This window comes from Methylorubrum podarium (assembly GCF_040270385.1).
Lineage (GTDB): Bacteria > Pseudomonadota > Alphaproteobacteria > Rhizobiales > Beijerinckiaceae > Methylobacterium > Methylobacterium podarium.
Map to the genome: position 1 here is coordinate 75,533 of NZ_JBELQE010000085.1, position 26,763 is coordinate 102,295.

The following is a 26,763-nucleotide window of genomic DNA, read 5'->3' on the forward strand; positions in this document are numbered from 1 at the left end:
CTGCCCCGTCGGGGAGCAGGCCGGAGACGCCCCTTTTCCGCTTCGCGCCCCGCCCGGCGGCGTCAGGCGCCCGGCGTCACCGTCGCGTAGTTCGAAGCGTCGTTCTTGGGCCGCTCGCCGGCCGGCGTCTCACCGGTGACGAGGTATTCGATCGTCTCCGCCACGTTGGTGGTGTGGTCGCCGATGCGCTCCACGTTCTTGGCGCAGAACAGGAGATGCGTGCAGAACGAGATGTTGCGCGGATCCTCCATCATGTAGGTCAGGAGTTCGCGGAACAGCGAGTTGTAGAGCGCGTCGATGGCGCTGTCGCGCTCCCAGACCTCGTGGGCGGCGGCCACGTCGCGGCTGGCATAGGCGTCGAGCACGTCCTTGAGCTGCTCCTGCACGAGGTCGCTCATGTGCTGGACGCCGAGCACGATCTTCTGCGGCTGCGCCTGATCGCTGATCGCCACGACGCGCTTGGCGATGTTCTTGGAAAGATCGCCGATCCGCTCCAGGTCGCCCGAGACGCGGATGCCGGAGATCGTCTCGCGCAGGTCGATGGCCAGTGGCTGGCGCCGGGCGATGAGGAGGACGGAGCGCTCCTCGATCTCGCGCTGAAGCGTGTCGAGGCGCTTGTCGGCGGCGATCACGGCCTGGGCCAGCACCGTATCCCGGCGCACCAGGGCCTCGGTGGCATCGGTCATCATCTTCTCGGCCACGCCGCCCATCTCGGCGATCGACCGGCGCAGGTTCTCGAGGTCGGTGTCGTAGGAAGAGACGATGTGCTCGGCCATGTCGCGAATTTCCCGATCAGGCAGTCGGACGAGGGCGCTCTCGAACCGGATCGGACGCTGGTCCGGCGGCGGAGGGCGCGTCAGAACGAGGACGCAAGGGGGGTCGCGACGGCACCGCAGTCGCGACCGGGCTTAACCGAAGCGGCCAGTGATGTAGTCCTGGGTCTGCCGCTTGGCCGGGTTCATAAAGATCTTCGAGGTCGCGTCGAACTCGATCAGCTCGCCGAGATACATGAAGGCGGTGAACTGCGAGATGCGCGCGGCCTGCTGCATGTTGTGCGTCACGATGACGATCGTGAACTCCGCGCGCAGCTGCTCGATCAGCTCCTCGATGCGGCCCGTCGAGATCGGGTCGAGCGCCGAGGTCGGCTCGTCGAACAGGATGACCTCGGGACGCTGGGCCACGGTGCGGGCGATGCACAGGCGCTGCTGCTGGCCGCCGGACAGGCCGGTGCCGGACTGCTTCATCTTGTCCTTCACCTCGTCCCAGAGCGCCGCCTTGCGCAGCGACTCCTCCACGCGCCCGTCCAGCTCGGACTTGGGCAGCTTCTCGTAGAGGCGCAGGCCGAAGGCGACGTTGTCGTAGATCGACATCGGGAAGGGCGTCGGCTTCTGGAACACCATGCCGACCCGCGAGCGCAGCTCGTTGAGATCGACCCTGGAGTCGAGGACGTTCTGCCCGTCGAGCAGGATCTCACCCTCGGCGCGCTGCTCCGGGTAGAGGCTGTAGATCCGGTTGAAGGTGCGCAGCAGCGTGGACTTGCCGCAGCCGGACGGCCCGATCAGCGCGGTGACCTGCCGGTCCCGAAAATCGAGGTTGATGTCCTTCAGGCCGTGGAAGCTGCCGTAGTAGAAGTTGAGTCCTTTGACGGCGATGCGCACGGGCGCCTTGACGTCGGCCGGGCTGCGGCCCTCGAATTGACTGCGGATCGCGGGGGAGGCGCTCATCGGATCTCTCGTCGGTGGGAGGTCTGTGCCGGGGCCGTCTCAGCGCGCCCGCTGGTCCTTGATCACGAAGCGGGCCACCACCGACAGGGCGAGGATGGTGACGGTGATCAGGAGCGCGCCCGACCAAGCCAGGCTCTGCCAGTTGGGGTAGGGCGAGAGGGCGAACTGGTAGATCATCACGGGCAGGTTCGGGACGCCGCCGAGCAGGTTGGCGTTGAACCAGCTGTTGTTGTTGAGCGCCGTGAACAGCAGCGGGGCGGTCTCGCCGGCGATGCGGGCCAGAGCCAGGATGATGCCGGTGACGATGCCCGCGCTCGCCGCGCGCCAGGTGATGGCGCGGATGACGAGGGAGCGGGGCGCGCCGAGCGCCGCGCCGGCCTCGCGCATCGGACTGGGCACGAGGCGGAGCATGTCCTCGGTGGTGCGCACGATGACCGGCGTGGCGATGATGGCGAGCGCCACCGCGCCGGCCCAGCCCGAATAGGTGCCCATCGGCCGGACCATCAGGGTGTAGACGAACAGGCCGATCAGGATCGAGGGCGCCGAGAGCAGCACGTCGTTGAGGAAGCGGATGACGTCGGCGAGCTTCGAGGTCCGGCCGTACTCGGCCAGGAAGGTCCCGGCCATCAGCCCGATCGGCGTGGCGATGACGATGCCCAGGAACGTCATGATCAGGCTGCCGAGGATGGCGTTGGCGATGCCGCCGCCCTCGGAGCCCGGCCCCGGCGTCGGCGCCGTGAACAGGGCGGGCGAGAAGCCCTTCAGGCCCTCGACGATCAGCATGAGCAGGATCGACCCGAGCACGACGATGCCGAGCCCGGTGGCGATCGTGCTCGCGAGGATCAGCGCGCGGTCGGCGACGCGGCGGCCGGAGCGCACGCGGCTGGCCGTCGGGGCGCGGCCGGCCGTCGCGATGGGGTTGCTGGCGTCCATGGATCGGCGTCCTCAGGCTTGGACAGTCTCGGGCGATCGTCGCGGTCGAGGTGGCACGGGCCGGTTCGGTTCAGGCGGCCTCAGGCCACCTTCGTCCGCCGCACCAGGAGGCGGGCGATGATCAGCACGAAGAACGTGATGATGAAGAGCAGGCAGCCGAGCGCCATCAGCGAGGAGAGCTGAAGCCCGTCGGCCTCATTGAACTCGTTGGCGATGCGCGAGGCGATGGTCGAGCCCGGATCGAAGATCGAGGCGGAGAGGCGGTTGGCGTTGCCGATCACGAAGGTGACCGCCATGGTCTCGCCCAGCGCCCGGCCGAGACCGAGCATGATCGCGCCGATGATCGAGACGGAGGCCTGGGGCACCAGCACGTAGCGTACGACCTCCCAGGTGGTGCAGCCGATGCCGTAGGCGCTCTCGCGCAGCACGGTCGGAATCTGGTCGAGCATGTCGCGGGTGATCGAGGCCACGAAGGGCACGATCATGATGGCGAGGATGATGCCGGCGGTCAGCACGCCGACGCCCGAGGGGATGCGGGCGTAGAAGAGGGTGCCGAGGATCGGGATGCCCTCGACCAAGTTCGAGACCGGCACCTGCACGAAGCGGGCGAAGAGCGGGGCGAACACGAACAGGCCCCACATGCCGTAGATGATGCTGGGCACCGAGGCGAGCAGCTCGATGGTCATCGCCACCGGCTTGCGCGCCCAGCCGGGGCAGAGCTGCGTCAGGTAGACGGCGATGCCGAGGGAGATCGGCACGCCGATGATCAGGGCCAGCATCGCGGCGGCGACCGTGCCGATGACCGCGGGCAGGGCGCCGAACTGCTCGGTGCCGATGTTCCAGGCACTGGAGGTGAGGAAGCCGAAGCCGAACTCCGAGAAGGCCGGCCACGCGCCGTAGATGATCGAGCCGAGGATGCCGGCGAGCACCAGGAGCACGAACAGGGCGGCGGCGTAGGAGGCTCCGTGGAAGAGGCGGTCGGCGCCCTTGCTCGGAGCGATACGGGCTACTCCGCTGTCGCGGTCTACGGCGAGGGTCTGGGTCAAGGCGGTCATCCGCGGAGGCTCTTCGGCTGGTGAGCGTTTAGCGCGCCGTCGCGCGCGAGGCGAGCGGACCAGTTCGGGAAGGGCCCTCTTCCACCTGGGAAGAGGGCCCTTCTCTTTCGCTTAGTTGCCGGTGAAGGCGGCCTTGCCGTCCTTGCCCTTGATCGTCTTCCACTCGTCGTGGATCAGGGCGACGACGTTGTCGGGCAGCGGCACGTAGTCGAGCTCGGTCGCGAGCTTGTCGCCGTTCTTGTAGGCCCAGTTGAAGAACTTCAGCACCTCGGCGGACTTGGCCGGATCCGCCGGCTCCTTGTAGACGAGGATGAAGGTGGCGGCGGTGATCGGCCACGCATCTTCACCCGCCTGGTTGGTCAGGGCGATGCCGAAGCCGGGGGTCGACTTCCAGTCGGCGCTGGCGGCGGCGGCCTGGAAGGCCTTGTCGTCGGGCTGCGGGAACTTGCCGGCCTTGTTCTCGATGAGGGCGTAGGCGAGCTTGTTCTGCTTGGCGTAGGCCGACTCGACGTAGCCGACCGAGTTCGGGACCTGCTTGACGGTGGCGGTCACGCCCTCGTTGCCCTTGCCGCCCTGACCGACCGGCCAGCTCACGGTGGTGGCGGCACCGAATTCCTTCTTCCACGGCTCGGAGACCGAGGAGAGGTAGGTGGTGAAGATGTTGGTCGTGCCGGAGGCGTCCGAGCGGTAGACCGGGGTGATATTCGCGTCGGGCAGCTTGAGGCCGTCGTTGAGCTTGGCGATCTTCGGGTCCGACCACTTCTGGATCTTACCGGCATAGATGTCGGCCAGGAGCTCACCGGTCAGCTTGAGCTTGCCCGGCTCGAGGCCGGCGATGTTGACGACCGGGACGACGCCGCCCATCACGGTGGGGAACTGGACGAGGCCGTCCTTCTCGAGCTGGGCCGGCTTCAGCGGCGCGTCGGTCGCGCCGAAATCGACCGTCTTGGCCTGAATCTGCTTGATGCCGCCGCCCGAGCCGATGGACTGATAGTTGAGACCGGTGCCGGTCTCCTTGCGGTAGGCTTCGGCCCATTTCGAGTAGACGGGGAAGGGGAAGGTGGCGCCGGCGCCGGTGATGTCGGCGGCCATGGCCGAGGTCGCGAGCTGAGCGGCAGCGAGGCCGACCGCCAAGGCGTAAGCGAAGGGTTTCACAAGCATCTCCGTAAGGTGTCGGGCGCATTGTCGGGGCCGGCCCTGGTCTTGGACCGGTCTCGCGGCGACGCTGCTGCCAACTAGTGCACCGACGCGCCGCCTCTATGACGACCACATGACGGTGACATGACAGCCCCCGGAAAGGCGGAATTTCACTGAGGATGGGACCGCTTGCGGCTCTCCGGCGTTATCCGGAATGGTACCCGCGGCAGCCGCCTCCGGGGACGATCCCGGCGGGCCTCGGTCCCCGGGAGATCCGGCGAGGGCGGTGGCCTGCGGGAAAGAGTTCGAGGAGACCGTCGGCGTGACGGAGCCGTATTCAACGCGCGAGAAGGAAGCCCGGCTCGATCCGGCCGACCCTCAGGAGGCGGCCTATCTGGCGCTGCATGCCGAGCGGGCGGCGCTCGAGGAGGAGCTGACGCGGCAGCAGCAGCGTCAGCGTTTCGGCAGCAACGAGCAGGAGATCGCCTCGGCGCGCGCGACGGAGTCGTCCCTTCTGAAGGACCTCGATCGGGTTCTGACCATGATTCGCGCCGCGGAGATCCGGCGCCAGCAGCCGATCGCCCGGCGCTGGCAATGATCCCGGCCGATCGCCGGGCCGCCGGGCCTCCTGACGGGGAGACCGCTCACGGGCTGCGGCGGCGGTCGCGCTCCTTCTGCCGCAACTGAAGCAGAAGCTCGACCTGAACATCCGTGATGGGCTGGGCGTCGCAGCGCTCGACGTAGACCTCGCGCAGAGCCTGCCCGATCCGGTCCCGGCTCTCGCCGTTCAGGGCAGGCATGGCGGCTTCGACGAGCGATCCGGCGGGGTAGTCCGTCGCGAGCTGTGCCATGACCTGACGAAGCCAAATCTGAAGGAACCGTATCGCAACCGGCAGGAAGGAGCGATGGTGGTTCAGATTGGACCAGGATGGTTAACAAAAGCTTACCGCGGACGGATTAATCCGTTTGCCCCTCCGAGCTAGCCCTGCCTCCCGTGCCGTGTCCGAGACGCGTCGGCCGACGCGCTGTCCAATCAATAGAGACGCCAACAGCGGCGACCACGCCTCTCGGCAAAGGGCACCCGGCAGCGCCTCGGCGCGTGCTCTACCGATAACGCGCCCCGATCACCTCGTCCGTCCGCCACAGAGTGCAGCACACCTTGATGGGTTCGAGAGCCGAGGAACTCAGCATGAACACGTCGGGCACGAGCGATGTATCCAGAACGGTGATCTCGACGTCCTGTGCCGAGATGCCTCGCACCCAGCACCCGATCGAGGTGTGTTCATCGACCGCGATCAACCCGGCCTCGTCGGCCGTCGGTGCTGTGCTGAGCCGGAGTCCTGCATGCCTGGACATCGATGTCCTCACGTGATCATCGAAACGTGGCAGTTCCCCGATAAGATGCCGTTGCGTAGTTCCTTAAGATTCGAACGAACGGGCGTCGAAACCTGATCGTCCGCCCCTTTCAACAATTGAGTGCCGCGTCCGATCTAGTTGAAACGGAATGGCGTCCGCCGCCGTTCGTTCAGCGCAGGAGCCAGACGACGAGCCCGACAACCAGGGCGGCCGCGGCGATCACGCCGTAATAGGCGGGCATGACCCACCGGCCCGTGCCGTGACCGGTGCGCATCTCGGCAGCCTTCTGGCGCTCGGGCCGGGTTTCCTGCTCCCGCGCCAGCGCGACTCGCGACGGGGCCGCGGGCCTGCCGGCCGCCTCGTCATCGGTGCCGAGGGGTGACAGGCCGGGATCGTGGGCAGGGATCTTGTCGCCGGTGCGGCCGGAGTCGATCTCGGCCTTCAACTGCGCGCTCGTCGGCTGCGCCGAAGCCGGAGGCGCCTCCGGCACGCGATCGGCGGGCGGAGGCGGTGTCTCGGAACGGAGTGCCATCGATCAACCACCTCTCTCGGATCGCCCCTGCCGGCTGCGGCCGGCCCCGCCGTTCTCCCCGCCGCCGCCCTGCGGACCGGCGCGCATGGGCTGATCGGCGTTGCCGCCGGCCGCGCTCGTGAAGAGGGAAAAGGTCTTCATGGCGGGGTCTGCGACGGCATCCACCGGGGAACCCGACGCCGCGATTTAAGATCCATCCGAGGGCAAGGCCGGCCGATTGCGGACCGATGGGGATACGGCCGCACCGTCGGAGACTTTACGCTCCGGCGTCGTCCGGGACCGCGGAGGGCGCCCCAACCTGTCCGCCGCCCCGGACGCGAACGCAGCTGCGCGATGACCGAGAACCACCTGACGCTCGAACGCCTCCGGGCAACACCCCTCCCGATGCCCGAGGAGGGCAGCAAGGAGCAGCGGGGAACGATCCTCGTGGTCGGCGGGTCCGCGGAGGTTCCGGGGGCGGCCCTGCTGGCCGGCGTCGCGGCGCTCCGGTCCGGTGCCGGGCGCCTGCGCATCGCGACGGTCGGGAGCGCTGCCTCGGCGATGGCTCTCGCTCTGCCCGAAGCACGGGTCATCGGGCTTGCCGAGACGGAGGAGGGCGAGATCGCCCCGGCCGCAGCCGCGTCGCGCCTGCCGCCGCTGGCCGAGCGCTGCGAAGCGGTGCTGATCGGCCCCGGGCTGAGCGCCGGCACGACCGCGGACGCCATCTCCCGCACGCTCCTGTCAGCTCACGGGAGTGCCGCCCTCGTGATCGATGCGGGGATGATCGCCGGGCTCGCCGCCCAGGCGGAGGCGGTCCGAAGCTGTCGCGGCCGCGCGGTGATCACGCCGCATGCCGGCGAGATGGCCCGGCTTCTCGGCATGGACCGGAGCGCGGTCGAGGCCGATCCCCTCGCGGCGGCCCGCCGGGCCGCGGACCTGCTCGGATGCGTCGTCATCATGAAAGGCGCCGAGAGCTGGATCGTCGATCCCTCCGGTGGGTCCTGGCACTATGGCGGCGGCGGCGTCGGGCTCGCCACCTCCGGCTCCGGCGATGTTCTGTCGGGCATCGTCGCGGGCCTCCTCGCGCGCGGCGCCGAGGCGGCCTTGGCGGCGGCCTGGGGCGTCTACCTGCATGGCCAGGCCGGACGGCTCCTTGCCGAACGCGTGGGACCGATCGGCTTCCTGGCACGCGAGATCGCCGACACGATTCCGGCCCTCCTGCGCGAGGCCGAGGCGGGAACCGGTTCGTGAGCCGCGAGGCCGAGGAACAGCGCCGGAAGCGCGGGGGTTTTGCCTAACCTCACACCACGGAGGTCGATCATGACGCCATCGGAGCCTGCCAAACCCGGTGATGACGCGCCGCCCGGAACGCCCGGCACGGGCGAGAACCTGTGCCCTCGGTGCGGAGGAAGCGGTCGCGTGGAAGCCAAGAGCTGTCCGGACTGCAACGGCACCGGCAAGGTGATCTCCGGAATCGGCGGCGGCTGATCACCGCCGCCGCCGACGACGGCCTGCGGCGGCCGTCGGCCCGACAGCGAAACCTGTGAAGGTGTCCTACGACATCCGATCGATCTCCTCGGCGCAGCGGATGTCGGCGAAGCCGGGATCCGCCCGCGCCGATGCGAGCGACGGCATGCGATCCCCGTCGAATCGCCGCTTCGAAACAGGCTCACGCAGCGCTCCGATCCGTGCTAGAACGAAAGCGGAACGCGAGGCGACCGCGGCATCCCGCCGGGATGCGCGGAGGCGGGCGAGCCCTGGTGAGGGAGAACGACGGTGACGATGCGGACGACCTACCTCGTGCAGACCTTCGTGCTGAAACGCAAACGCCTGTGTCCGGGCGATCAGCAGGTCTCGCCGACGGTGAGCGGTGCGCTGAAGCGGGCCGAGGCGATGGCCGCGCGGCTGCCGGGCACGGCCGCCATCCAGATCGTGGCCGACGACGAGACCGGCGAGTTGGAGAGCGCGACGATCCTCGGCCGGTTCGGCGAGGTGCCCGACGATTTCGCCGACACGCTGCAGGCCGCCTGACGCGACCATTGAGAGAAGAGAAAGCCTATGGCCTTCAAGCCAAAATCCGCCGCAGAGACGAAGGCTCGCGACCTGGGTCTGGCGCTCGCCCGGATCGCCGAGAGCGAGGGCATGCCGGCCCATGTCGGCGTGGACGCCCTGCGCCGGGCGAGCCCGCGCCTGACGCCCCTCGCGATCGGGCAGATGGTGCGCAAGCACCGCGACATCGTCGAGGAGGCACTCACCGAGCGCGGGCTCACGCTCGTCGATTACGCCGACCAGGGCCCCGGACGCGGCATGGAGTTCACGGTCGCCGACGCCTGAGAACGCATCGGCCTCGGGGATCCCTGCCATGGACGCCGTGCGCCGGGTCGGCGCCTACCTCCAGGTTCAGGACGGCGACGGCTGCCGCCACCTGCTGCGGGTTTCCAGCGTGCAGGCGGTCAGCGACACCGACCTGATGCGGAACGAGACCTTCATCACCGCCGCAGGCCGCACGATCCGCGTGCCGCAGCCGCTCGACGAGATCGTGCCCCTGATCTCACCCGGCGAGCGGTTACCGGTCGAGGAGGAGGCGGAGTCCTGGCCGTTCTGAACGGGTAGCTCGAAGACCTCGCCCGAGCGGGCGTCCAACCCGAAGGCGCTCCGCCTCGGTCAGGGCGATGATTTCCATCCGCCCCGCGCCCGCTGCGCGAACCATCCTCTGCCCTCGTCGGAATTGTCGTTTCAGGAACGATCACCGCGCGTGACTCTTGTCTCGGCACGTCGGGAGCCTGAGGAGAGCCGCGTGGACGATGATCGGGTCTGGTCGTTCGAGAAGAGCCTTTGGACCGGCGGCGCGGACCATTACCGCGAGTTGGTCGATGACGAGTGCCTGATGGCGCTCCCGCAGCCGCCCTATGTCTTCGGCGGCACCCAGGCGATCGAGGCGGTGTCGCACACGCCGCGCTGGTCCGATGTCCAGATCGAGGATGGTCGGATCGCGCGCCCTCAGGAGGGTCTGATCGTCATCGCCTACACCGTGAAGGCCACGCGCGGCGAGGAGACCTACGAGGCGCATTGCACGTCGACCTACCGCCGCCTGTCCCACGAGGAGTGGCGAGTCGTGCAGCATCAGCAGACTCCGCGCATCCTCGCGCCGGTCGTCGATGAGGAGAGCTGACGGATCTTGCGCCCACAGGTGGGCGACCGAAGGAACGGAACGGGCAGGCCGGCGTCCCGAGGCGTGCGACGGGAATGCTTCGCCGATGCCGTCCGATGCGGAGCGAGGCGTGACGCGCGGAGCCTTTGGACAGCCCGAAGGCTCCGTCTCCCCTCTGTCGGCAGACGGTTCAGGAAAGACCTGTCGGCGGTCCTTGCCTCACGCGGCCGACAATGCGACCGTGCGCGGAAACCGCCGTCATCTCATCATGTTAAGGAGATTTGGCTCCCCGAGCGGGACTCGAACCTGCGACAATGCGATTAACAGTCGGGGTGGAGTGATTGTTTTCATTGGGAGACGTCACCGCGGGGAGGGGCCTTCGCCCTGGCGCTACTCGCCCCGCGGTGACCCCGAGTCTCGCTCGGGGCTGAGTGGCACGGTAGGCTCGCCGGATGGCTGATTCCCCCTGCCGTCGGCTCCTCTGTCAGCCGGCAGCATTCGTGCTCTCCCACCTCCCAATCGGCCTGCTCCCGCTTGAAGATGCCGCGTGGAGCAAGGCATTTGCAGCTCTGCGCCCCACTCTAAATGCTAACTTCATTTCTGTGACTATTATAGGCAGGGTCCGGCCGTAGTTTTCACAAATATGTTGCCAGATAAGTCCACACAAAGAGATCCTTTGATCTTCCCTCCTGAAGTGGGCAAAGACGGCGCTGCGATACCTTTGTCACTCAAGATAAATCTGCCGTCATTTAATTCTAGAGCATTTGTTACCGCATTGAACGACACACAATGAGATACTCCAGAAAAACATACCTTCTGACCAGGTTTTGCGGTAATTATCCTATCGACATCCGCGTCATAGGAATTTATCACGTCGGAGTGGGCGCCATAAATCTTAATCGATGAACGCGAGTTTGAACCATCAACGATGGTTGCATCAGAGATAAGGCCCGTGCCGACTTCGGAAAATCCTTTCTTACCTTGAAACAGTATTCCATAATATAAGGATTTCGAGCCCGGGTTTGGATTGCCGGACATCTCGATCCCTGCGGTCATCGGCAAGCCTGTGAATGTAAGATAGTCACCGAAGGCAACAGTTCCACCAGGCGCATAATCCCTGTTGAAGTTCGTATGATCAGCTTCACGACCGTAAAATGGGTAGTTACCAACACCCGCATGCATATGCACATCGGTGTTGATACCCCACATATTGGAACCGCCCGGCAACCCAAGCGCGAACACAGATAAGGCGACCTTTTGGTTATGGTTCGTCTGTGATAGACCACCTCCGCCCGTTTCGTTGATGAAGTTCACGCCGAGACCAGACTCTTGCTTTGTATTGTCAAGAGCTGTACGAGCCTGAACAAGATGCTGCGCGCGTTGAAGATATCGCTGATCATTCTCACCAACTGGTGAACCATCAGGCGCGCCAATGCCGACGACTGCTGCAAACGGGTTAGATATAGTTGAGGAAGACTTCGTACAATATTGTTGTGGAACGGGACTTTGCGAGCCATCTTTCGATTTGCTCCACTTTGAGGTATCGCAATTACTGTTGTCCGATGCGTTCGACTCCACCGATCTCTCGTCCTTCGAAATCGCCCCGCCTGTTACCACAGAAATCGATGCGCATACTATCGATAGTGCAATCGCTACTTTCTCTAATCTCATCTTCCATCTCACGTGGGCGCTAAATGAACGCCCCGAGGCACGCTGAAGGAATATCGCATTCCATGCTGTTTGCCTCGGCGGGCGCCAAGCCATTTGGTCTCACAATGATGATGTCTGTCGAGCACAAAAAGCCCTGGAGCCGTTGAAGGTGAGTCGCTGTTTCATCCGCCACGCTCCATGGGGCCTTGCCGTTCCTGCCGCGTCTCACGCTGCAGTTCGATCATCATAGACATCTTTTCCTTGATGCGGCCAAAGCGCTCTTCAAGCTTCGGCAGCCGGTCGCGGTCGTGCTCAAGGCTCGATAGCCGCTCGGCGAGGCGTAAACTGTTCAACGCGAGACCACCGATCATGCTGTCGAGCCCGGCGGTGTAGGAGCTGGTCCAATATATCTGTCCGGCTATGGCAACTGCGAGACCGCACACCGCCCAAAAGGCGCGCACCGCGGCAGGGTCACGATGCTGTCGGACGCTTCGCTTGAAACCTGGAGCGTTTCGGACATGGGGTCAGGCTTTCAGTAGGCGGGCGGCGCCGGCGCGGGCCAGCGTGGAGAGCGGCGAGGAGACGAAGAAGGCCGTCAGGATGGTGGCGTCGATCGCCACGTACTCGGGCGGCAGCGGCTCGATGAGCCAGCCGAGCGCGAAGGTCTTCGAGGCGCACATCGCCCCGAAGTGGACGGCCGGCGGGATGCCGATGCCGTAAATCAGGCCCTTGAAGGCGGGCGCGATTGCCGCCTTCGCTTGGTGGCCGCGATCTCGGCCCGGACGACCTGCTCCGCCACGTCGCGCTTGTGTCCTGGCCGTTTTCAATCCCCTTGAGGATGGGCTGCAGGACCGAATTGCCGAACGCCTAGATAATGCCAGAGCCGACGGTGCCGAGAAGGCTTCCGATCGGGTTCGAGAGCCAGCCAAGGAGGCTCATCGCGGCGGCTCCCTCGACGGCAGAGCCGCGAGCTTCCTCGCATAGATGCGGGCGGCGAGCCGGGCGACGGCGAGGAAGGCGGCCACCTTCGTGCTCGGCAACCGCGCGCCCGCAAGCTCCGCCCGAGCTACGAGATGATCGTCGCGCTTCGTGCCGCCGCCCATGAGGTGGGCCGGCCGAGCATCGCGCTCGCGGTGACGCTTCAGTTCGACCTCGGGCTTCGGCAGAAGGACGTAATCGGCGAGTGGGACCGCCCCGAGGCGAAGGCAAGGGCTCGAATCGGTGGAGCCATCACGGACGGCGCATGGTTCTGGGATTGGGGCCTCGTCTAGAACCACATCGACGGGACGATCTTGCGCAAGCCGACGTCGAAGTCGAACGGCAATGAGATCACCGAGCACGATCTCAGCCACTACCCTGAACTGCTCGCGGAACTGCCGCCCCGCGGCGTCGGGCCCTTGGTCATCGATGAGCGGTCCGGCTTGCCTTGGAAACGCTCGCATTTCAGCCGGACGTTCCGCGAGATCGCCCGAGCCTCCGGTTGGCCCGACGGCATCTGGAACATGGACAGCAGGGCCGGGGCGGTCATCGAGGCGGGTGCGGCGCCGGCCGACGTGATGCGCACCGCGACGCACACGCAGATGTCGACGACGATGCTCTACAATCGCGGATCGGTGGTTCAGTCGGGCCGCGTGGCCGAGCTACGAACGGCGCGGCGGAAGACGAAGCCGGCAGGCTGAAAACACTCCGAGAACAACGACGGTAACAGGCGCGATGACGCGCTTTCATCGAGTTCTAGCTAAGTGCTTGAAGAATTTGGCTCCCCGAGCAGGACTCGAACCTGCGACAAAGCGATTAACAGTCGCTTGCTCTACCAACTGAGCTATCGGGGATCACCCGGCCGCCTCGGCGGCGCTGGCGGGTCATTAGCCTTCACTGGGGGCCGACGCAAGGGTCCGTCCCGCGCTTTTTGCGGCTTCTGAGCCGGCGACGCGATTTTTCCCTCGAATCGCGGTGGGGCGTCAGCCTTCATGTCGATCGCACGACAAGACCGTTGCCGAGCGGGTCGCGCCTCTGCTAGAGACGCCTCGCTCCGGAGCGGCCGCTCGGCCCGGAGCGTCGCGCATCGACGCGGCGAGGCCTCGTGGCGGAGTGGTTACGCAGAGGACTGCAAATCCTTGCACCCCGGTTCGATTCCGGGCGAGGCCTCCAAACTTCCGATACTCTTCGACAATCGATCCGATCCGACACGGTGCAGGGCGCTCGCGCGAGCCTTGCAATTCCGGGGACGATCCACGACAACCCGACCCGCTCGGGCCGGTGCCGCGCGACGGGCGGGCGGAACAACGGTCTGGCGCAGCGGCAGGGATGGACGGCTCATGCTCGATTATGCTCAGGCGCGGCGCCTCATGGTCGATTGTCAGCTCCGGACCTTCGACGTGAACGATGTCGCGGTGCTCGACGCGTTCGATTCCGTGCCCCGCGAGCGCTTCGTCCCGCCGGGCCGCGAGGAATTCGCCTATATCGACCAGACGCTGACCTTCGATGCGGGCGAGGACGGCGTCCGCGCGATGCCGGCCCCGATGGTGCTGGCCCGGATGATCCAGGCCCTCAAGATCCGCCCCGGCACCCGCGCGCTCGATGTCGGCACCGGCTACGGCTACGGCGCCGCCATTCTCCGCCGCCTCGGCGCCGAGGTCGTCGCCCTCGAATCCTCACCCGATCTCGTCGGCGCCGCGCGCGAGCGCCTCGGCGACGGCACCGGCCTGGTGCAGGGCGCCCTGGCCGCCCCGGTCGAGGGGGCTCCCTTCGACGCCATCCTGGTCGAGGGGCGCGTCGAGATCCGGCCGCAGGCCCTGCTCGATCAGCTGGCCGACGACGGGCGCCTCGTCTGCGTGCTCGGGCCGCACCGGAACGCCAAGGCGACCCTGTTCGTGCGGGCGGGCGACGCCTTCGGGTCGCGCGCCCTCTTCGACGCGTCGCTGCCCGCCCTCAAGAGCTTCGCGACCGAGCCCGGCTTCGCGTTCTGAGTCGGGGTCGGGCGCCGTCCACGACCTGCGGACGGGACGGTCTCACGCCGGGCCACCGCACCGCACGACCGGGGCGCGTCGCCCCCGGAACGGCTCCGCATCCCCATCATCGCGCACCGGGCTTCCCCGAAGCGGCGGGCGCCGCGTCGCGCCCTTGTCCGGCTCCGGCGGCGATGAGGGATTAAGCCCGCGGGGGTGTCGCTTTTTTGAGGCACCCACCGCCAATCCGACGCCGCGGTGCGGGAAACTCTGTCGCTGACGGCGCAAGCTCGGCTACTCTGCCGCACGAGGCGGGCTGGCCACTCCATCGCATGGGCGTGCACTCGGCACCCCTGTCGCGACCCTCTCGGAACCGGTCGTCCGGCGGATGTCCCAGGAGGGACGAATGCGGGGACGGCGAACCGAGGCGGGCACGGCGGTGCGGCAGGACGGTAAATCGAGAAACCGCAAGGGCTGATCGACGTGAAAGAACGGAACCCTGCGGCGCGGTCCGCGCTCCGGCTGGCTGGTGCCGTCGCATCGGCGCTGGTCGTTGCCTGTCCGGCCGCTGCCGAGACCCTCGAGAGCGCGCTCTCCCGCGCCTACCAGGCCAACCCGGCGCTGAACGCGGCGCGGGCGAACCTGCGCGCGACCGACGAGGACGTGAATCGCTTCCAGGCCGGCTACCGGCCGAACGCGGCGATCTCCGCCGATATCGGCGTTCAGCAGTTCCAGGGGTCGATCTCCGGCCAGCAGGTCAACGGCCGCCGCGGCCTGACGGTGCCGGGCGGCGCCGGCCTCACGGTCAACCAGAACCTGTTCGACGGCTTTCAGACGGACAACCGGGTCCGCGCCGCCGAATCGACCGTGCTCGGGACGCGCGAGGGCCTGCGCCAGACCGAGATGAATACGCTGTTCAACGCAGCGCAGGCCTACATGAACGTTCTGAGCGACACGGCGACGCTCGAACTCCAGCGCAACAACGTCGAGGTGCTCGAGGAGCAGCTCCGCCAGACCCGCGACCGCTTCAACGTCGGCGAGGTGACCCGCACCGACGTCGCGCAGGCCGAGGCACGCCTCGCCGGCGCCCGCTCGCAGGTCAGCGCGGCGGAGGCGGCGCTGCGCGCCTCGATCGGCATCTTCCGGCAGGTCGTCGGCGTCGAGCCGCGCCAGCTCGCTCCGGGCCGGCCGCTCGACCGCTACGTGCCCGGCTCCCTCGATCAGGCGATCCTGATCGGCCTGAAGGAGCACCCGCAGATCCTCTCCTCGCTGCACGCCGTGGACGTGGCGGAGCTGCAGGTGAAGGTGGCCGAAGGCGCGCTCTACCCGCAGGCGCAGGTGACCGGCGCGGTGCAGCAGCGCTACGACCAGCAGTTCCCCGGCGACAACGGTGTCACCGCCTCGATCGTCGGGCGGGTCAACATCCCGCTCTACCAGGGCGGCGGCGAGTACGCGGCGATCCGGCAGGCCAAGGAGAATGTTGGGCGCGCCCGCCTCATCGCCGACCAGGACCGCGACACGATCCGCGCCTCGATCGTGCGGACCTGGGGCAACCTCGAAGCCTCGAAGGCGCAGGTGATCGCCTCCCAGGCTCAGGTCCAGGCCAACGAGGTGGCGCTGAACGGCGTGCGCGAGGAAGCCCGCGTCGGCCAGCGCACCACCCTCGACGTGCTGAACGCGCAGCAGGAACTGCTCAGCGCCCGCGTCGCCCTGATCCGCGCGCAGCGCGACCGCGTGGTGAACTCCTACGATGTGGTCCAGGCGGTCGGCCGGCTCACCGTCCGCTTCACCAGCCTGCCGGTCACGCCCTACAGCGCCCGCGAGCACCTCGATCAGGTCCGCGATCTCTGGTTCGGCCTGCGGACGCCCGACGGGCGCTGACGGCCGCGCCCGGGCGGCGTTTTCCTGTTGGCCGGCAGCAAGCCATGGTTGATGCCGGACGAGGCGATGAAATAATTCGTTAACCTAATCATCGTCTTGTCAATCGTCACCGAGTATCGTCCCGATGAGCGCAGCGAGCCCTAAGGTTCAGGACAAGACGCAGGAACCCTCCATGGAGGAGATCCTGGCCTCGATCCGCCGCATCATCGCCGACGATCAGGCGCCGAAGCCCGCCGAGGCCGAGGCGCCGCCGCCCCCGCCGGCTCCGCCGCCGCCGGACGACGACGACGTGCTGGATCTCGCCGAGGTCGCCGAGCCCGTGCGCAAGCCGGAGCCCGTGGCCTTCGACATGCCCGAGATCGATTTCCGGATGCCGGACTTCGACGCGGAACCGGAACCGGCCTTCGACCCGGCCCCGAAGCCGGACCCCTTCGACTTCGAGCCCGAGCCGGCGCCCGCTCCGAAGGTGAGCGAGCGGGTCCGTGCGGCGGTCGAGGAGGAGGCGACGGAGCGGCTCGTCTCGTCGAGCACGGTCGAGAGCGTCGGCCAGAACTTCCAGCTCCTCGCCCACACGGTGCTGTCGCAGAACGCCCGCACGCTGGAGGATCTCGTCAAGGAGATGCTGCGGCCGATGCTGAAGAGCTGGCTCGACGACAACCTCCCGCACATGGTCGAGCGGCTGGTGCGCGTCGAGATCGAGCGGGTCGCCCGCGGGCGCTAGTTTTCGGGACGTCATCCATCCGGCCTCAACCGGGGACGCTGGAGTTGCGAGACTTCAGCAATCCCGAAAAGGCCGGACGGACATCGATCGGATGGCGCGTTTGACGCCGTCTGGTCGCGAGCGTCGGGCGCGGCCGGTCCGGAGCGGGCTTGCGCCGCGAGCGATCCTGCGCGAACGGGCCTATGCCCGCGCCGACGACATGTCGGATCAGCGCCGCCAGGAACGGCCGCCTTCCTGTTCCGCCACGACCGGCACCACCCGCCCGCAGGCCTCGACGGCGGAACGCCCATAACTCGGCCCGGCCTGAGCAAGGACGACCTGTCGATACTGCTCGGCTAGGCATAGGCGTCGACGATCTTACCGGCCCGATCTGCCCTGCACGTCAGCACGCCTTGCCGCACCTCGTAATTCTCGCGTGTGTTGTGGCTCGCATAGATGAGCCGGAATCCGACTTTGGCGACGGACCCACTCCGGGTCCGCCTCTCGGGTCCGGCCGAAGCGGCATCAATCCGTACGGCGCCCAGCTTCCTGGCCGACTGGGCGACGGTCGAACGGCAGGCCCTCACCAGCGAATTGCGACCCGGCGTCTTCGGCAGTGGTGCGAAGACGTACCGTAAAGCGACCCTGGTGCCCCGTACCTTCCCGTACTTCGGCAGCCGAGCAACGATCGTGCGTTCGCCCTTCGCTCGCGACGCGGCGGACGACAGGCTCAACTGCCACGGCATCTTCCACGTCGCGTATGTTTTCAGCCTCGGCGTCGAATGGCCCTGCCGGGCAGTCGCATCTCCGGTTCCGACCATCAGGATCATGCAGGCAGCGATCGTGCTGGGAATGAGGGCGGCCAAAGCTCTTGCGCGCATGTGTCGGCTCCTGAATTTCCGGCTGGAAGTAGCGGCCGCTCAGTGCGATGTCGGCCGAAGAAGGGGAGGCAACGTGAAGCTTCTCGGCCGATCCGCTTTCGCGAGATGCGGCAGTGCTGGTTCAACTCCGCGACGTTGTTTGCTGAAACCACTGCCTGTGGGCGCTCGCCTGAGCGGTCGCGCGACCTTCGATCGTTCCTTCGCTTTCGCGAATGCGCTCGGCGGTTCGCCTCGCGTCGGACCAATCGCCTCCTGAGACGAGCCGGCATCGGGAGGGGCCTCCATGCGGACACTTCCAGGGCTCGGAGCGAGTGTTGCACCCTCTTCGCCGACAGCAGTGCGAGCCATGAGGTCGACGGGGGGGCGTGTGCTTGCGACGACCAGCTTCGGGGGAGCGACGATCCGTGCGGACGGCCCCTGCGGCAGGGATATGCGAGCGGGGCGCGGGTCCGACGCAGCGGGCGAACTATCGGGGCCTTCGACGATCACTGCGAGTTCGATCGTGTCCCCGTTCGATGGGATTGCTGCGCTAGGCGGACCATCGGTTCGAACGAGCCCATCCGGCGCCAGGACGGTGACCGTTTCAGCAGCCGGAATGTCCCGAACGGTGCGCGATCCCCCAGGAGACGTGGTCGGTGGTGCATCGATGGACGCGTGGGCCATCCGACGACCTGCTGTGTCGAGGGCACCTCGGTTCGGTCTGAAATCCACGAGGGCAGCGACAGCGCCCATCAGAAGCAACGCCGCGCCGCAGACGGCATACGGCCATCTCCTGCGCCGACCGGCACCCGCAACCCTCTCGGGATCGAGCGTCGGTGACTGAACCTCCGGTTCCGTATCGGCGCTGCCGCGGCAGGCCTCTGGAAACGATCCTGGCCCGGCAGCCAGCCGATTCCAGTTCGCCTTTGCCTGCGGCGAGCAGGGCGCCTTGCCGTCTCCGGGTGATGGAGCCGATTTCGACCGGGCGCGAAGAGCGTCGCGTTCGCTGTCCAATTGATTCAGAAGTTCCGTGACCCAAAGACTGTCACGAGCCTGTTTTTCTCCGCGCGGCGAACAAGCGGAGCTTGGGTCAAGAGACCCTAAATCCGGTGCGTGAGCCGGACTGCCGATGGATTCGAAATTCCGTTCCTCTCTCTCAAGGTCTGCCGAACTGGTGCGCGAACGGTGCCGTATCGGATTTTCATTCCGATCACCGGTCATCGTCCTACTCCGCGCGCATGCAGAGCGGTTGCTGCTGTAGGATCATCTGGCGGCGCCTGCTGAAGCTGTAAGGTAAGTCTGCTCCAGGTCAGCTAGCTTGCACAGATGAGCTTGCCCTGCATTTACTCTTAAGTGGTATGCGGGGCCAAAATAGACTCCGCAGTCGCCTCCCAGGAGATTTTGGTGCACCTGCGGGCGATTGCTTATTTAGATGGCAATAAAAAAGGATAATACAGCGTAAATTATAATAATATGCAACTTTGATGCGGAGCTGAATCTATATATCAAGATAGAATGTTGATCCACAACATCGAAGACAAGAATAAATCAGCCGAGTGTCGTTCTGCGACATGTCCTGCACGACACTCGCCGCCCGGCCGATGCCGTAGAGAGATGATCCGGGTGAGATGGAGGGTCATACGCCATCTCGTGATCGCCTCGGTCGCTCCGCTGTCATTGCGAAGCCAGCGAAAGCGATCCAGTCCGCGACATCTCCGAAAAGGTCGCGCCCTGGATCGCTTCGGCTCCGCCTCGCGATGACGGAGTGCGGCCAAACCCGAAGGGATCAAACGGAGCAGGCATCGAGGGTCGAACGCCCATCACTCGGCTCGGCCTGAGCGAGGCCAACCTGTCGATGCTCTCGCCCTGATTTCTGCATCGTCTTTTCCGGAAGCCGCGGTCCACCTTTCGGGACGATCATCCGACTCCCACGGCGATCGCCGGAAGAGCGATCGAACCCTCGGCAGGACGGGCCGACGGTTGACGGCAGCACCGCGGCGGGCCGATAGCGGCGGCAACATTCTTTTCAGAACGCCGCCTCGAAAAGCCCGCCTCGCCCATGATGGACAAGACCTTCGACCCCGCCGCCGTCGAGGCGCGCGTCTCCGCGGCCTGGGACGAGGGCCAGGCCTTCCGCGCCGGCCGTCCCGAGCGGGCCGGCGCCGAGCCCTTCAGCATCGTGATCCCGCCGCCGAACGTGACGGGCTCGCTGCATATGGGCCATGCCCTCAACAACACGATCCAGGACATCCTCGTCCGCTTCGAGCGGATGCGGGGGCGTGACGTGCTGTGGCAGCCGGGCACGGACCATGCCGGCATCGCGACGCAGATGGTGGTCGAGCGCCGGCTGATGGAGACGCAGCAGCCGGGCCGGCGCGAACTCGGGCGCGAAGAGTTCCTGCGCCGGGTCTGGGCCTGGAAGGAGGAATCCGGCGGCACGATCATCGGCCAGCTCAAGCGGCTCGGCGCGTCCTGCGACTGGTCGCGGGAGCGCTTCACCATGGACGAGGGCCTGAGCCGAGCGGTGCTCAAGACCTTCGTCGATCTGCATGCCCAGGGGCTGATCTACCGCGACAAGCGTCTCGTGAACTGGGATCCGAAGTTCCAGACCGCGATCTCGGACCTCGAAGTGCAGCAGATCGAGGTGAAGGGCCATCTCTGGCACTTCGACTACCCCGTCGTGGACGAGGCCGGCGCCGAGACCGGCGCGGTCATCACCGTCGCGACCACCCGCCCCGAGACGATGCTCGGCGACACGGCGGTCGCGGTTCACCCCGACGACGAGCGCTATCGCGATCTCGTCGGCAAGCGCGTGCGCCTGCCGCTGGTCAACCGGCTGATCCCGATCGTCGCCGACGCCTATTCCGATCCGGAGAAGGGGACGGGTGCGGTCAAGATCACCCCGGCCCACGACTTCAACGACTTCGAGGTCGGGCGCCGGAACGGCTGCCGGCCGATCAACGTGCTCGATCCGGAAGCGCGGATCCAGATCGCCGGCAACGCCGATTTCCTGGACGGTGCCGCGCCGGAGGAGGCCGCGCGGGCGCTCGACGGCCTCGACCGGTTCGAGGCGAGGAAGCGCGTCGTCGCCCTGATGGAGGAGCGCGGCCTGCTGCGCGCGGTCGAGCCCAACACCCACGCGGTGCCGCACGGCGACCGCTCGGGCGTGGTGATCGAGCCCTACCTCACCGACCAGTGGTACGTGAACGTCAAGCCGCTGGCCGAGCGGGCGCTCCAGGCGGTGCGCGACGGCAAGACCCGTTTCGTCCCGGACAACTACGAAAAAATCTTCTTCCAGTGGCTGGAGAACATCGAGCCGTGGTGCGTCTCGCGCCAGCTCTGGTGGGGCCACCAGATCCCGGTCTGGTACGACGGGGAGGGCGGCGTCTTCGTCGCCGAGAGCGAGGCGGAGGCGGTCGCGCAGGCCAAGGCCAAGCACGGTACCGAGGTCGCGCTGACCCGCGACCCCGACGTCCTCGACACGTGGTTCTCCTCCGCGCTCTGGCCGTTCTCGACGCTCGGCTGGCCGGACAAGACGCCGGAGCTCGCCCGCTTCTACCCCACCAACACCCTGGTCACGGGCAAGGACATCATCTTCTTCTGGGTCGCCCGGATGATGATGATGGGCCTGCACCTCACCGATCACGCCCCGTTCGAGACGGTCTACCTGCACACCCTCGTCCGCGACGAGAAGGGTGCGAAGATGTCGAAGTCGAAGGGCAACGTGGTCGATCCGGTCGATCTCATCGACCGCTTCGGCGCCGATGCCCTGCGCTTCACGCTCGCCGCGCTCGCCGCCCCCGGCCGCGACATCAAGCTCGGGCCCCAGCGGGTCGAGGGCTACCGCAACTTCGCGACCAAGCTCTGGAACGCGGCCCGCTTCGCCGAGATGAACGGCTGCGAACTCAAGGCCGACTACCGGCCCGAGGCCGTGACCGAGACGCTCAACGCCTGGGCGCTGACCGAAGCCGCCAAGGCGGTGGCGGAGGTGGCCCACGCCATCACCGTCTACCGCTTCAACGACGCCGCGGCGGCCGCCTACCGCTTCGTCTGGAACGTGTTCTGCGACTGGTATCTCGAACTCGCCAAGCCCGTGTTGCAGGGCGAGGGCGTCGATCCGGCCGCGCGCGCGGAGACGCAAGCCACGGTCGCCTTCCTGATCGACCAGATCGCCAAGCTGCTGCACCCGTTCATGCCCTTCCTTACGGAGGAGCTGTGGGCGATCAAGGGCGAGGCGCTGCCCGCGCCCCGCGGCCTGCTCGCGCTCGAATCCTGGCCGGAGCTGTCGGCCTATCAGAACGCCGAGGCCGAGGCCGAGATCGGCTGGCTGGTCGATCTGATCTCCGAGATCCGCTCGGCCCGCTCCGAGACCAACGTGCCGGCCGGCGCCCAGGTGCCGCTGGTGCTGGTCGCCGCCGACGCGTCGGTCCGCGCCCGGGTCGAGCGCTGGAGCGAGACGCTGGTCCGCCTCGCCCGGCTCTCCGAGATCGGCTTCGCCGATGCCGCGCCCAAGAACGCGGTCCAGCTCCTCGTGCGCGGCAGCGTGGCCGCGCTTCCGCTGGAGGGCATTGTCGACCTCGCCGCGGAGGTCGCGCGGCTGAAGAAGGAAGCGGGGAAGGCGCGGACCGAGATCGGCAAGATCGAGGGCAAGCTCGGCAATGCCGACTTCCTCGCCCGCGCGCCCGAAGAGGTGGTGGACGAGCAGCGCGAGCGCCGCGACGCGGAAGCCGCCCGGCTCGTCAAGATCGAGGAAGCGCTGGCCCGCCTCAGCGACGCATGAAACCTCTGCGGCGGCTGGCTCTGGCCCTTGCCGGATTGGCCGCCGCTCTTCTCGCGCTCACGCTCTGGACCGCGCGGGCCGGCGACCCGAGCCTCTACCCGCCCTCCGGCCCGGACACGGAGACCGTATTCCTCGTCAGCCACGGCTGGCATTCCGGCCTCGTCCTGCGCCGCGAGAGCGTGACGGGGGAGGGGGCCGGCGCGGCCCTGCGCAACATCGCGACGCGCTTCCGCGCCTACGACGCGCTGGAATTCGGCTGGGGCGAGGCGCGCTTCTACCGGGCGACGCCGACGCTCGCCGCCTTCGACTGGCGGCTCGCGCTCTCGGCCCTGTTCCGGCCCGGCGGGAACGACGGCGTGATCCAGGTCGTCGGCCTCGCGCGCCCCGTCCGCGAGAGTTTCCCGCAAGCCGACATCGTCGCCGTGCCGCTCTCGCGGGCGGGGTTCGCCCGGCTCCTCGCCCGCCTCGACGCGGGCTTCCGCCTCACCGACGGGCAGCCCGCCGCCCTCGGGCCGGGCCTCTACGGACCGAGCCTGTTCTACGCCGGGCAGGGCCGCTTCTCGTACAGCAACGTCTGCAATCACTGGGCGGCGGGGCTGCTGAACGCCGCGGGAGTACCGATCACGCCGGTGCTCGACACGCACCCGGCCGGCCTCCTCGCCGACCTGCGCTGGCGGGCGGGCCTGACGATCCTGGCCGGCCCCGAGGCCGGGCCGGACCTGTCCAAACCGTAATCTTCGCGCCATCCGGCCGTCAGGCTGGGGCCTCTAGGAGTCTCCCTACGGATCGCTGCCCGCTGCCCGGCACGGATGCGACCCTCGAGATTGTCCTTCGGAGACCTCCATGACCATGACCGTCCGCCGTCGTGCCTACGCCTCCGTCGCCGCGGCCGCCCTCGTCGCGGGCGGCGCGGTTGGGTTCGGCCTGACCGAACCCGCCACGCCGGCCTACGCCCAGGCCCTGCCCAAGACGCCGATCGAGGCCCCCGAGCACCCGCCGGGCTCCTTCGCCAACGTCGTCGACAAGGTGAAGCCCGGCGTCGTCGCCGTGAAGGTCAAGCTCGACAGCAGCGCCGACGATGACGACGACAGCTCCGGCGGCCCCAACATGCAGCAGGTGCCGCCGCAGCTGCGCGAGTTCTTCAAGCGCTTCGGCCAGGGCGGCGGACAAGGCGGTCCGGGCGGGCGCGGCATGCCGCAGCAGCGCGGCGAGCGCGGCGCGGTCGGCTCGGGCTTCATCATCTCGGGCGACGGCTACGTGGTGACCAACAACCACGTGGTCGACAAGGCCAAGACGGTCCAGGTCACCCTCGACGACAACCGCACCCTCGACGCGAAGGTGATCGGCAAGGATCCGAAGACCGATATCGCGCTCCTCAAGATCACCGAGGGTGGCAGCTATCCCTACGTCCAGTTCGGCAAGGCCGCCCCGCGGGTCGGCGACTGGGTCGTCGCCATCGGCAATCCGTTCGGCCTCGGCGGCACCGTGACGGCGGGCATCGTCTCGGCCCGCGGCCGCGACATCGGCGCCGGCCCCTACGACGACTTCCTCCAGATCGACGCGCCGATCAACAAGGGCAATTCCGGCGGCCCGACCTTCAACGTCAACGGCGAGGTCGTTGGCGTGAACACGGCGATCGCCTCGCCGTCGGGCGGTTCCGTCGGCCTCGCCTTCGCGATTCCCGCCGAGACGGTGCAGGCGGTGGTCGATCAGCTCCGCACCGACGGCAAGGTGGTGCGCGGCTATCTCGGCGTGCAGGTCCAGCCGGTGACGAAGGACATCGCCGAGGGGCTCGGCCTCGACAAGGCCAAGGGCGCCCTGGTCGATCACGCCGAGAGCGGCACCCCCGCCGCCAAGGCCGGGCTGAAATCGGGCGACGTGATCGAATCGGTCAACGGCGCGCCCGTCAACGATGCCCGCGAGCTGTCGCGCCGCATCGCCGGCCTCAAGCCCGGTACCGAGGTGAAGCTCGCCTACCTGCGCAACGGCAAGAGCGACACCGCGACGGTCGAGCTCGGTACGTTGCCGACCGACGGCAAGGTGGCGAGCCGCGGCGACAGCTCGTCCGGCGGGCAGCTCCGGCTCGGCCTGAGCCTCGCGCCGGCCAGCGATGTCGGCCTCGGCGACGAGGGCGTTGCGGTGATGGATGTCGATCCCGACGGTCCGGCGGCGGCCAAGGGCATCGCGCAGGGCGACGTGATCCTCGACGTCGCCGGCTCCAGCGTCTCGAAGCCCTCCGACGTCCAGGCGCAGATCCGCGCCGCGGAGTCGAACGGCCGCAAGGCGGTACTGATGCGGGTGAAGAGCGCCAAGGGTCAGACCCGGTTCGTCGCCGTGGCGCTCAACAAGAAGGAGGGCTGATCCCCTCCGGCGGCCGGGGCCGGCGACGGCCCCGCCCCGCTCTCGGACTTCCTGCGATCCCCTGACTTCGCGCCCGCTCCGTCCAGCGGGCGCTTTTTCGTGCCGTCCCCCTGACGCCGGCCCCGGCGTGCCCGATATCAGTCCGTCGAGCGCCCCCACGGGGCGAGCAACGGAGAGGAAGACGGGCATGGCCATCGTCGCGGCATCCGGCACCTTCGCCATCGGCGGGGATCTCCCCGTCCACCGTCTCGGCTTCGGCGCGATGCGCGTCACCGGGGCCGGCATCTGGGGCGATCCGCCGGATCGCGAACGGGCGAAGGCGACGCTGCGGGCGGTGCCCGGCCTCGGGATCGACCTGATCGACACCGCCGACAGCTACGGCCCCTTCGTCAGCGAGGATCTGATCCGCGAGACGCTTCACCCCTACGAGGGTCTCGTCATCGCCACCAAGGGCGGCCTGACCCGCCACGGCCCCGATATCTGGCGCCCCGTCGGCAACCCTGATTACCTCCGCCAATGCGTGCTGATGAGCCTGCGGCGGCTCGGCGTCGAGCGCATCGACCTGTGGCAGCTCCACCGGATCGGGCCGGATTGCCCGCGCGAGGTGCAGTTCGAGGCGATCGCCCGGATGCGGGAGGAGGGCCTGATCCGCCATATCGGCCTCTCCGAGGTCTCGGTCGAGGACATCGAGGCCGCCCAACAGTTCTTCCCCGTGGCGAGCGTGCAGAACCGTTACAATCTCGTCGACCGCACCAGCGAGGCGGTGCTGGCCTTCTGCGAGCGGCACGGCATCGGCTTCATTCCCTGGGCGCCCCTCGACAAAGGATCGCTGACCGGCCCCGGCTCCGCCCTGGAAGCGATCGCCGGACGCCTGGGCGCGAGCGGCGGCGCCGTGGCGCTCGCCTGGCTCCTGAAACGCTCGCCGGTGATGCTGCCGATCCCCGGCACCGGCGATCCGGGTCACCTCGCGGAGAACGCGGCCGGCGCCGAGCTGCGCCTGAGCGACGAGGATTTCGCGGTGCTCGACCGGGCCGGACGCGAAGCGTGGCAGGGCGCGGGCGCGGGTTAGATCATCGTCCCGAGAGGTGACCACCGGCTTTCGGAACAAGACGATGCGTTCGGGGCCAGCGTGCCGCGGCGCACCTTTCAATCGGTCGGTGCGGGAACCGGATCTGGCCCGATTCTTTCATGTCCCGGGCGGCGCAGACCGCCTGACGAAGGGATCGACATGACGTCCGCCGGCCATCTCGCTCGCAGCGGCCTCCTTGCAAGTGTCGCGCTGCTGACCGCGGCCACCGCCCCGGCGGCGGCACAGACGCGCTGGGTCTCCGGCACCTACGTCTACGCCGACCTCTGCACGATGCCGGAGGACGGCGCGCAGGCCGGCCGGCGCATCACCCTCAAGCGCTGGCCCAAGGGCGACAACCTCGTCATCGAGGGCGCCGGCCTGCCCGCTCCGGTCGAGGCGGCGGTGACGATCGACGACGGCGCCAAGACCGTCGCCTTCCAGGTCGAGACGAGCGCCGGCCCCGTTCGCTTCGAGGGCATCGCCGGACCCGACGCGCTCGTCGGCACCCTGCACGGCGCCGACGGCGCGCAGCCGCTGCGCCTGAAGCGCGTCCTGCGCCCCCGCGCGCAGCAGGCCTGCCCCGGCGAGACCACAGGCTCGATCAACTGATCCGTCTCCGGCCATTGACCTCGTGGGCTGCCGGCGCA

The 26,763-nt window shown here is 67.7% G+C and carries 28 protein-coding genes and 2 tRNA genes; 17 read left to right on the forward strand and 13 right to left on the reverse strand.

What is annotated here, in order from left to right; all coding sequences use genetic code 11:
- Window positions 1–62: 62 nt before the first annotated feature.
- The 5 genes from phoU to pstS all read right to left on the reverse strand — a co-directional run bounded on the left by phoU (window position 63) and on the right by pstS (window position 4,867).
- Window positions 63–776, reverse strand: a complete 714-nt coding sequence (gene phoU / locus ABS772_RS16255; protein WP_238255816.1) for a phosphate signaling complex protein PhoU — start codon at window positions 774–776, stop codon at window positions 63–65.
- A 132-nt stretch (window positions 777–908) separates the two neighbouring features.
- On the reverse strand, window positions 909–1,724 hold the full coding sequence (pstB, locus tag ABS772_RS16260) for a phosphate ABC transporter ATP-binding protein PstB (protein WP_238255815.1): 816 nt from the start codon (window positions 1,722–1,724) through the stop codon (window positions 909–911).
- Window positions 1,725–1,763: 39 nt separating this feature from the next.
- Window positions 1,764–2,657: a phosphate ABC transporter permease PstA gene (pstA, locus tag ABS772_RS16265; RefSeq protein WP_238255814.1), complete on the reverse strand. Its 894-nt coding sequence runs from the start codon at window positions 2,655–2,657 to the stop codon at window positions 1,764–1,766.
- An 80-nt stretch (window positions 2,658–2,737) separates the two neighbouring features.
- Window positions 2,738–3,712 carry a phosphate ABC transporter permease subunit PstC gene (pstC, locus tag ABS772_RS16270; RefSeq protein ID WP_238255813.1) on the reverse strand — a complete coding sequence of 325 codons (975 nt, stop codon included), beginning with the start codon at window positions 3,710–3,712 and terminating at the stop codon, window positions 2,738–2,740.
- Window positions 3,713–3,823: 111 nt separating this feature from the next.
- Complete coding sequence (gene pstS / locus ABS772_RS16275) at window positions 3,824–4,867, reverse strand: phosphate ABC transporter substrate-binding protein PstS (protein WP_238255812.1); 1,044 nt, start codon at window positions 4,865–4,867, stop codon at window positions 3,824–3,826.
- Window positions 4,868–5,171: 304 nt separating this feature from the next.
- Here pstS and ABS772_RS16280 point away from each other — a divergent pair, with 304 nt between their 5' ends.
- Window positions 5,172–5,447: a hypothetical protein gene (locus tag ABS772_RS16280; protein WP_238255811.1), complete on the forward strand. Its 276-nt coding sequence runs from the start codon at window positions 5,172–5,174 to the stop codon at window positions 5,445–5,447.
- A gap of 46 nt (window positions 5,448–5,493) precedes the next feature.
- On the opposite strand, the gene ABS772_RS16285 is transcribed toward ABS772_RS16280, so the two are convergent.
- From ABS772_RS16285 to ABS772_RS16295, 3 genes are all read right to left on the reverse strand, one after another.
- Entirely contained in the window at window positions 5,494–5,700 is a 207-nt protein-coding gene (locus ABS772_RS16285; RefSeq protein ID WP_238255810.1) for a hypothetical protein, read from the reverse strand.
- Window positions 5,701–5,953: 253 nt separating this feature from the next.
- Window positions 5,954–6,205, reverse strand: a complete 252-nt coding sequence (locus ABS772_RS16290) for a PilZ domain-containing protein (protein ID WP_350395863.1) — start codon at window positions 6,203–6,205, stop codon at window positions 5,954–5,956.
- Between the two features lie 169 nt (window positions 6,206–6,374).
- Window positions 6,375–6,737, reverse strand: coding sequence for a hypothetical protein (locus ABS772_RS16295; RefSeq protein WP_350395864.1), 363 nt, complete (start codon window positions 6,735–6,737; stop codon window positions 6,375–6,377).
- A gap of 333 nt (window positions 6,738–7,070) precedes the next feature.
- Between ABS772_RS16295 and ABS772_RS16300 the strand changes: the two genes are divergently transcribed.
- The 5 genes from ABS772_RS16300 to ABS772_RS16320 all read left to right on the forward strand — a co-directional run bounded on the left by ABS772_RS16300 (window position 7,071) and on the right by ABS772_RS16320 (window position 9,888).
- Window positions 7,071–7,967, forward strand: a complete 897-nt coding sequence (locus ABS772_RS16300; RefSeq protein ID WP_350395865.1) for an NAD(P)H-hydrate dehydratase — start codon at window positions 7,071–7,073, stop codon at window positions 7,965–7,967.
- 525 nt (window positions 7,968–8,492) lie between these two features.
- Window positions 8,493–8,747 (forward strand): hypothetical protein, encoded by a 255-nt coding sequence (locus tag ABS772_RS16305; protein ID WP_350395866.1) that lies wholly within the window; start codon window positions 8,493–8,495, stop codon window positions 8,745–8,747.
- 27 nt (window positions 8,748–8,774) lie between these two features.
- The gene (locus ABS772_RS16310) at window positions 8,775–9,050 is read left to right on the forward strand and encodes an adenylosuccinate synthase (protein WP_238257837.1); all 276 of its coding nucleotides are present in this window, start codon (window positions 8,775–8,777) and stop codon (window positions 9,048–9,050) included.
- A gap of 28 nt (window positions 9,051–9,078) precedes the next feature.
- Entirely contained in the window at window positions 9,079–9,321 is a 243-nt protein-coding gene (locus ABS772_RS16315; RefSeq protein WP_238257836.1) for a hypothetical protein, read from the forward strand.
- A gap of 192 nt (window positions 9,322–9,513) precedes the next feature.
- Complete coding sequence (locus tag ABS772_RS16320; protein ID WP_350395867.1) at window positions 9,514–9,888, forward strand: DUF4440 domain-containing protein; 375 nt, start codon at window positions 9,514–9,516, stop codon at window positions 9,886–9,888.
- Window positions 9,889–10,476: 588 nt separating this feature from the next.
- Here ABS772_RS16320 and ABS772_RS16325 read toward each other — a convergent pair.
- The 3 genes from ABS772_RS16325 to ABS772_RS16335 form a co-directional block, all read right to left on the reverse strand.
- Window positions 10,477–11,445 carry a hypothetical protein gene (locus ABS772_RS16325; protein WP_350395868.1) on the reverse strand — a complete coding sequence of 323 codons (969 nt, stop codon included), beginning with the start codon at window positions 11,443–11,445 and terminating at the stop codon, window positions 10,477–10,479.
- Between the two features lie 254 nt (window positions 11,446–11,699).
- Window positions 11,700–11,888 carry a hypothetical protein gene (locus ABS772_RS16330; protein WP_350395869.1) on the reverse strand — a complete coding sequence of 63 codons (189 nt, stop codon included), beginning with the start codon at window positions 11,886–11,888 and terminating at the stop codon, window positions 11,700–11,702.
- A 153-nt stretch (window positions 11,889–12,041) separates the two neighbouring features.
- Window positions 12,042–12,197 carry a hypothetical protein gene (locus tag ABS772_RS16335; protein ID WP_350395870.1) on the reverse strand — a complete coding sequence of 52 codons (156 nt, stop codon included), beginning with the start codon at window positions 12,195–12,197 and terminating at the stop codon, window positions 12,042–12,044.
- Between the two features lie 393 nt (window positions 12,198–12,590).
- Here ABS772_RS16335 and ABS772_RS16340 point away from each other — a divergent pair, with 393 nt between their 5' ends.
- Both ABS772_RS16340 and ABS772_RS16345 read left to right on the forward strand, forming a co-directional pair.
- Window positions 12,591–12,788 carry a hypothetical protein gene (locus ABS772_RS16340; protein WP_350395871.1) on the forward strand — a complete coding sequence of 66 codons (198 nt, stop codon included), beginning with the start codon at window positions 12,591–12,593 and terminating at the stop codon, window positions 12,786–12,788.
- 21 nt (window positions 12,789–12,809) lie between these two features.
- Window positions 12,810–13,196: a hypothetical protein gene (locus ABS772_RS16345; RefSeq protein WP_350395872.1), complete on the forward strand. Its 387-nt coding sequence runs from the start codon at window positions 12,810–12,812 to the stop codon at window positions 13,194–13,196.
- A gap of 77 nt (window positions 13,197–13,273) precedes the next feature.
- Here ABS772_RS16345 and ABS772_RS16350 read toward each other — a convergent pair.
- A tRNA-Asn gene (locus ABS772_RS16350) sits at window positions 13,274–13,349 on the reverse strand.
- 245 nt (window positions 13,350–13,594) lie between these two features.
- On the opposite strand from ABS772_RS16350, the gene ABS772_RS16355 reads away from it, so the two are divergent.
- The 4 genes from ABS772_RS16355 to ABS772_RS26420 all read left to right on the forward strand — a co-directional run bounded on the left by ABS772_RS16355 (window position 13,595) and on the right by ABS772_RS26420 (window position 17,067).
- Window positions 13,595–13,668: transfer RNA gene (locus tag ABS772_RS16355), tRNA-Cys, on the forward strand.
- 167 nt (window positions 13,669–13,835) lie between these two features.
- Entirely contained in the window at window positions 13,836–14,486 is a 651-nt protein-coding gene (locus ABS772_RS16360; RefSeq protein WP_350395873.1) for a protein-L-isoaspartate O-methyltransferase family protein, read from the forward strand.
- A gap of 435 nt (window positions 14,487–14,921) precedes the next feature.
- Window positions 14,922–16,346 carry a TolC family outer membrane protein gene (locus ABS772_RS16365; protein WP_350395989.1) on the forward strand — a complete coding sequence of 475 codons (1,425 nt, stop codon included), beginning with the start codon at window positions 14,922–14,924 and terminating at the stop codon, window positions 16,344–16,346.
- 370 nt (window positions 16,347–16,716) lie between these two features.
- Window positions 16,717–17,067, forward strand: coding sequence for a PopZ family protein (locus ABS772_RS26420; protein WP_407942997.1), 351 nt, complete (start codon window positions 16,717–16,719; stop codon window positions 17,065–17,067).
- Window positions 17,068–17,402: 335 nt separating this feature from the next.
- On the opposite strand, the gene ABS772_RS16375 is transcribed toward ABS772_RS26420, so the two are convergent.
- Complete coding sequence (locus tag ABS772_RS16375) at window positions 17,403–17,876, reverse strand: hypothetical protein (RefSeq protein ID WP_350395875.1); 474 nt, start codon at window positions 17,874–17,876, stop codon at window positions 17,403–17,405.
- Window positions 17,877–19,965: 2,089 nt separating this feature from the next.
- Between ABS772_RS16375 and ABS772_RS16380 the strand changes: the two genes are divergently transcribed.
- The 5 genes from ABS772_RS16380 to ABS772_RS16400 all read left to right on the forward strand — a co-directional run bounded on the left by ABS772_RS16380 (window position 19,966) and on the right by ABS772_RS16400 (window position 26,725).
- On the forward strand, window positions 19,966–22,686 hold the full coding sequence (locus ABS772_RS16380; RefSeq protein WP_350395876.1) for a valine--tRNA ligase: 2,721 nt from the start codon (window positions 19,966–19,968) through the stop codon (window positions 22,684–22,686).
- Entirely contained in the window at window positions 22,683–23,420 is a 738-nt protein-coding gene (locus tag ABS772_RS16385; RefSeq protein ID WP_350395877.1) for a DUF2459 domain-containing protein, read from the forward strand. The genes ABS772_RS16380 and ABS772_RS16385 overlap by 4 nt, the downstream gene beginning before the upstream one ends.
- 109 nt (window positions 23,421–23,529) lie before the next feature.
- The gene (locus ABS772_RS16390; RefSeq protein WP_350395878.1) at window positions 23,530–25,047 is read left to right on the forward strand and encodes a Do family serine endopeptidase; all 1,518 of its coding nucleotides are present in this window, start codon (window positions 23,530–23,532) and stop codon (window positions 25,045–25,047) included.
- Window positions 25,048–25,234: 187 nt separating this feature from the next.
- A complete protein-coding gene (locus tag ABS772_RS16395) occupies window positions 25,235–26,116 on the forward strand; it encodes an aldo/keto reductase (RefSeq protein WP_350395879.1) in 882 nt (293 codons plus the stop codon).
- 159 nt (window positions 26,117–26,275) lie between these two features.
- Window positions 26,276–26,725 carry a hypothetical protein gene (locus ABS772_RS16400; RefSeq protein ID WP_350395880.1) on the forward strand — a complete coding sequence of 150 codons (450 nt, stop codon included), beginning with the start codon at window positions 26,276–26,278 and terminating at the stop codon, window positions 26,723–26,725.
- Window positions 26,726–26,763: the final 38 nt, after the last annotated feature.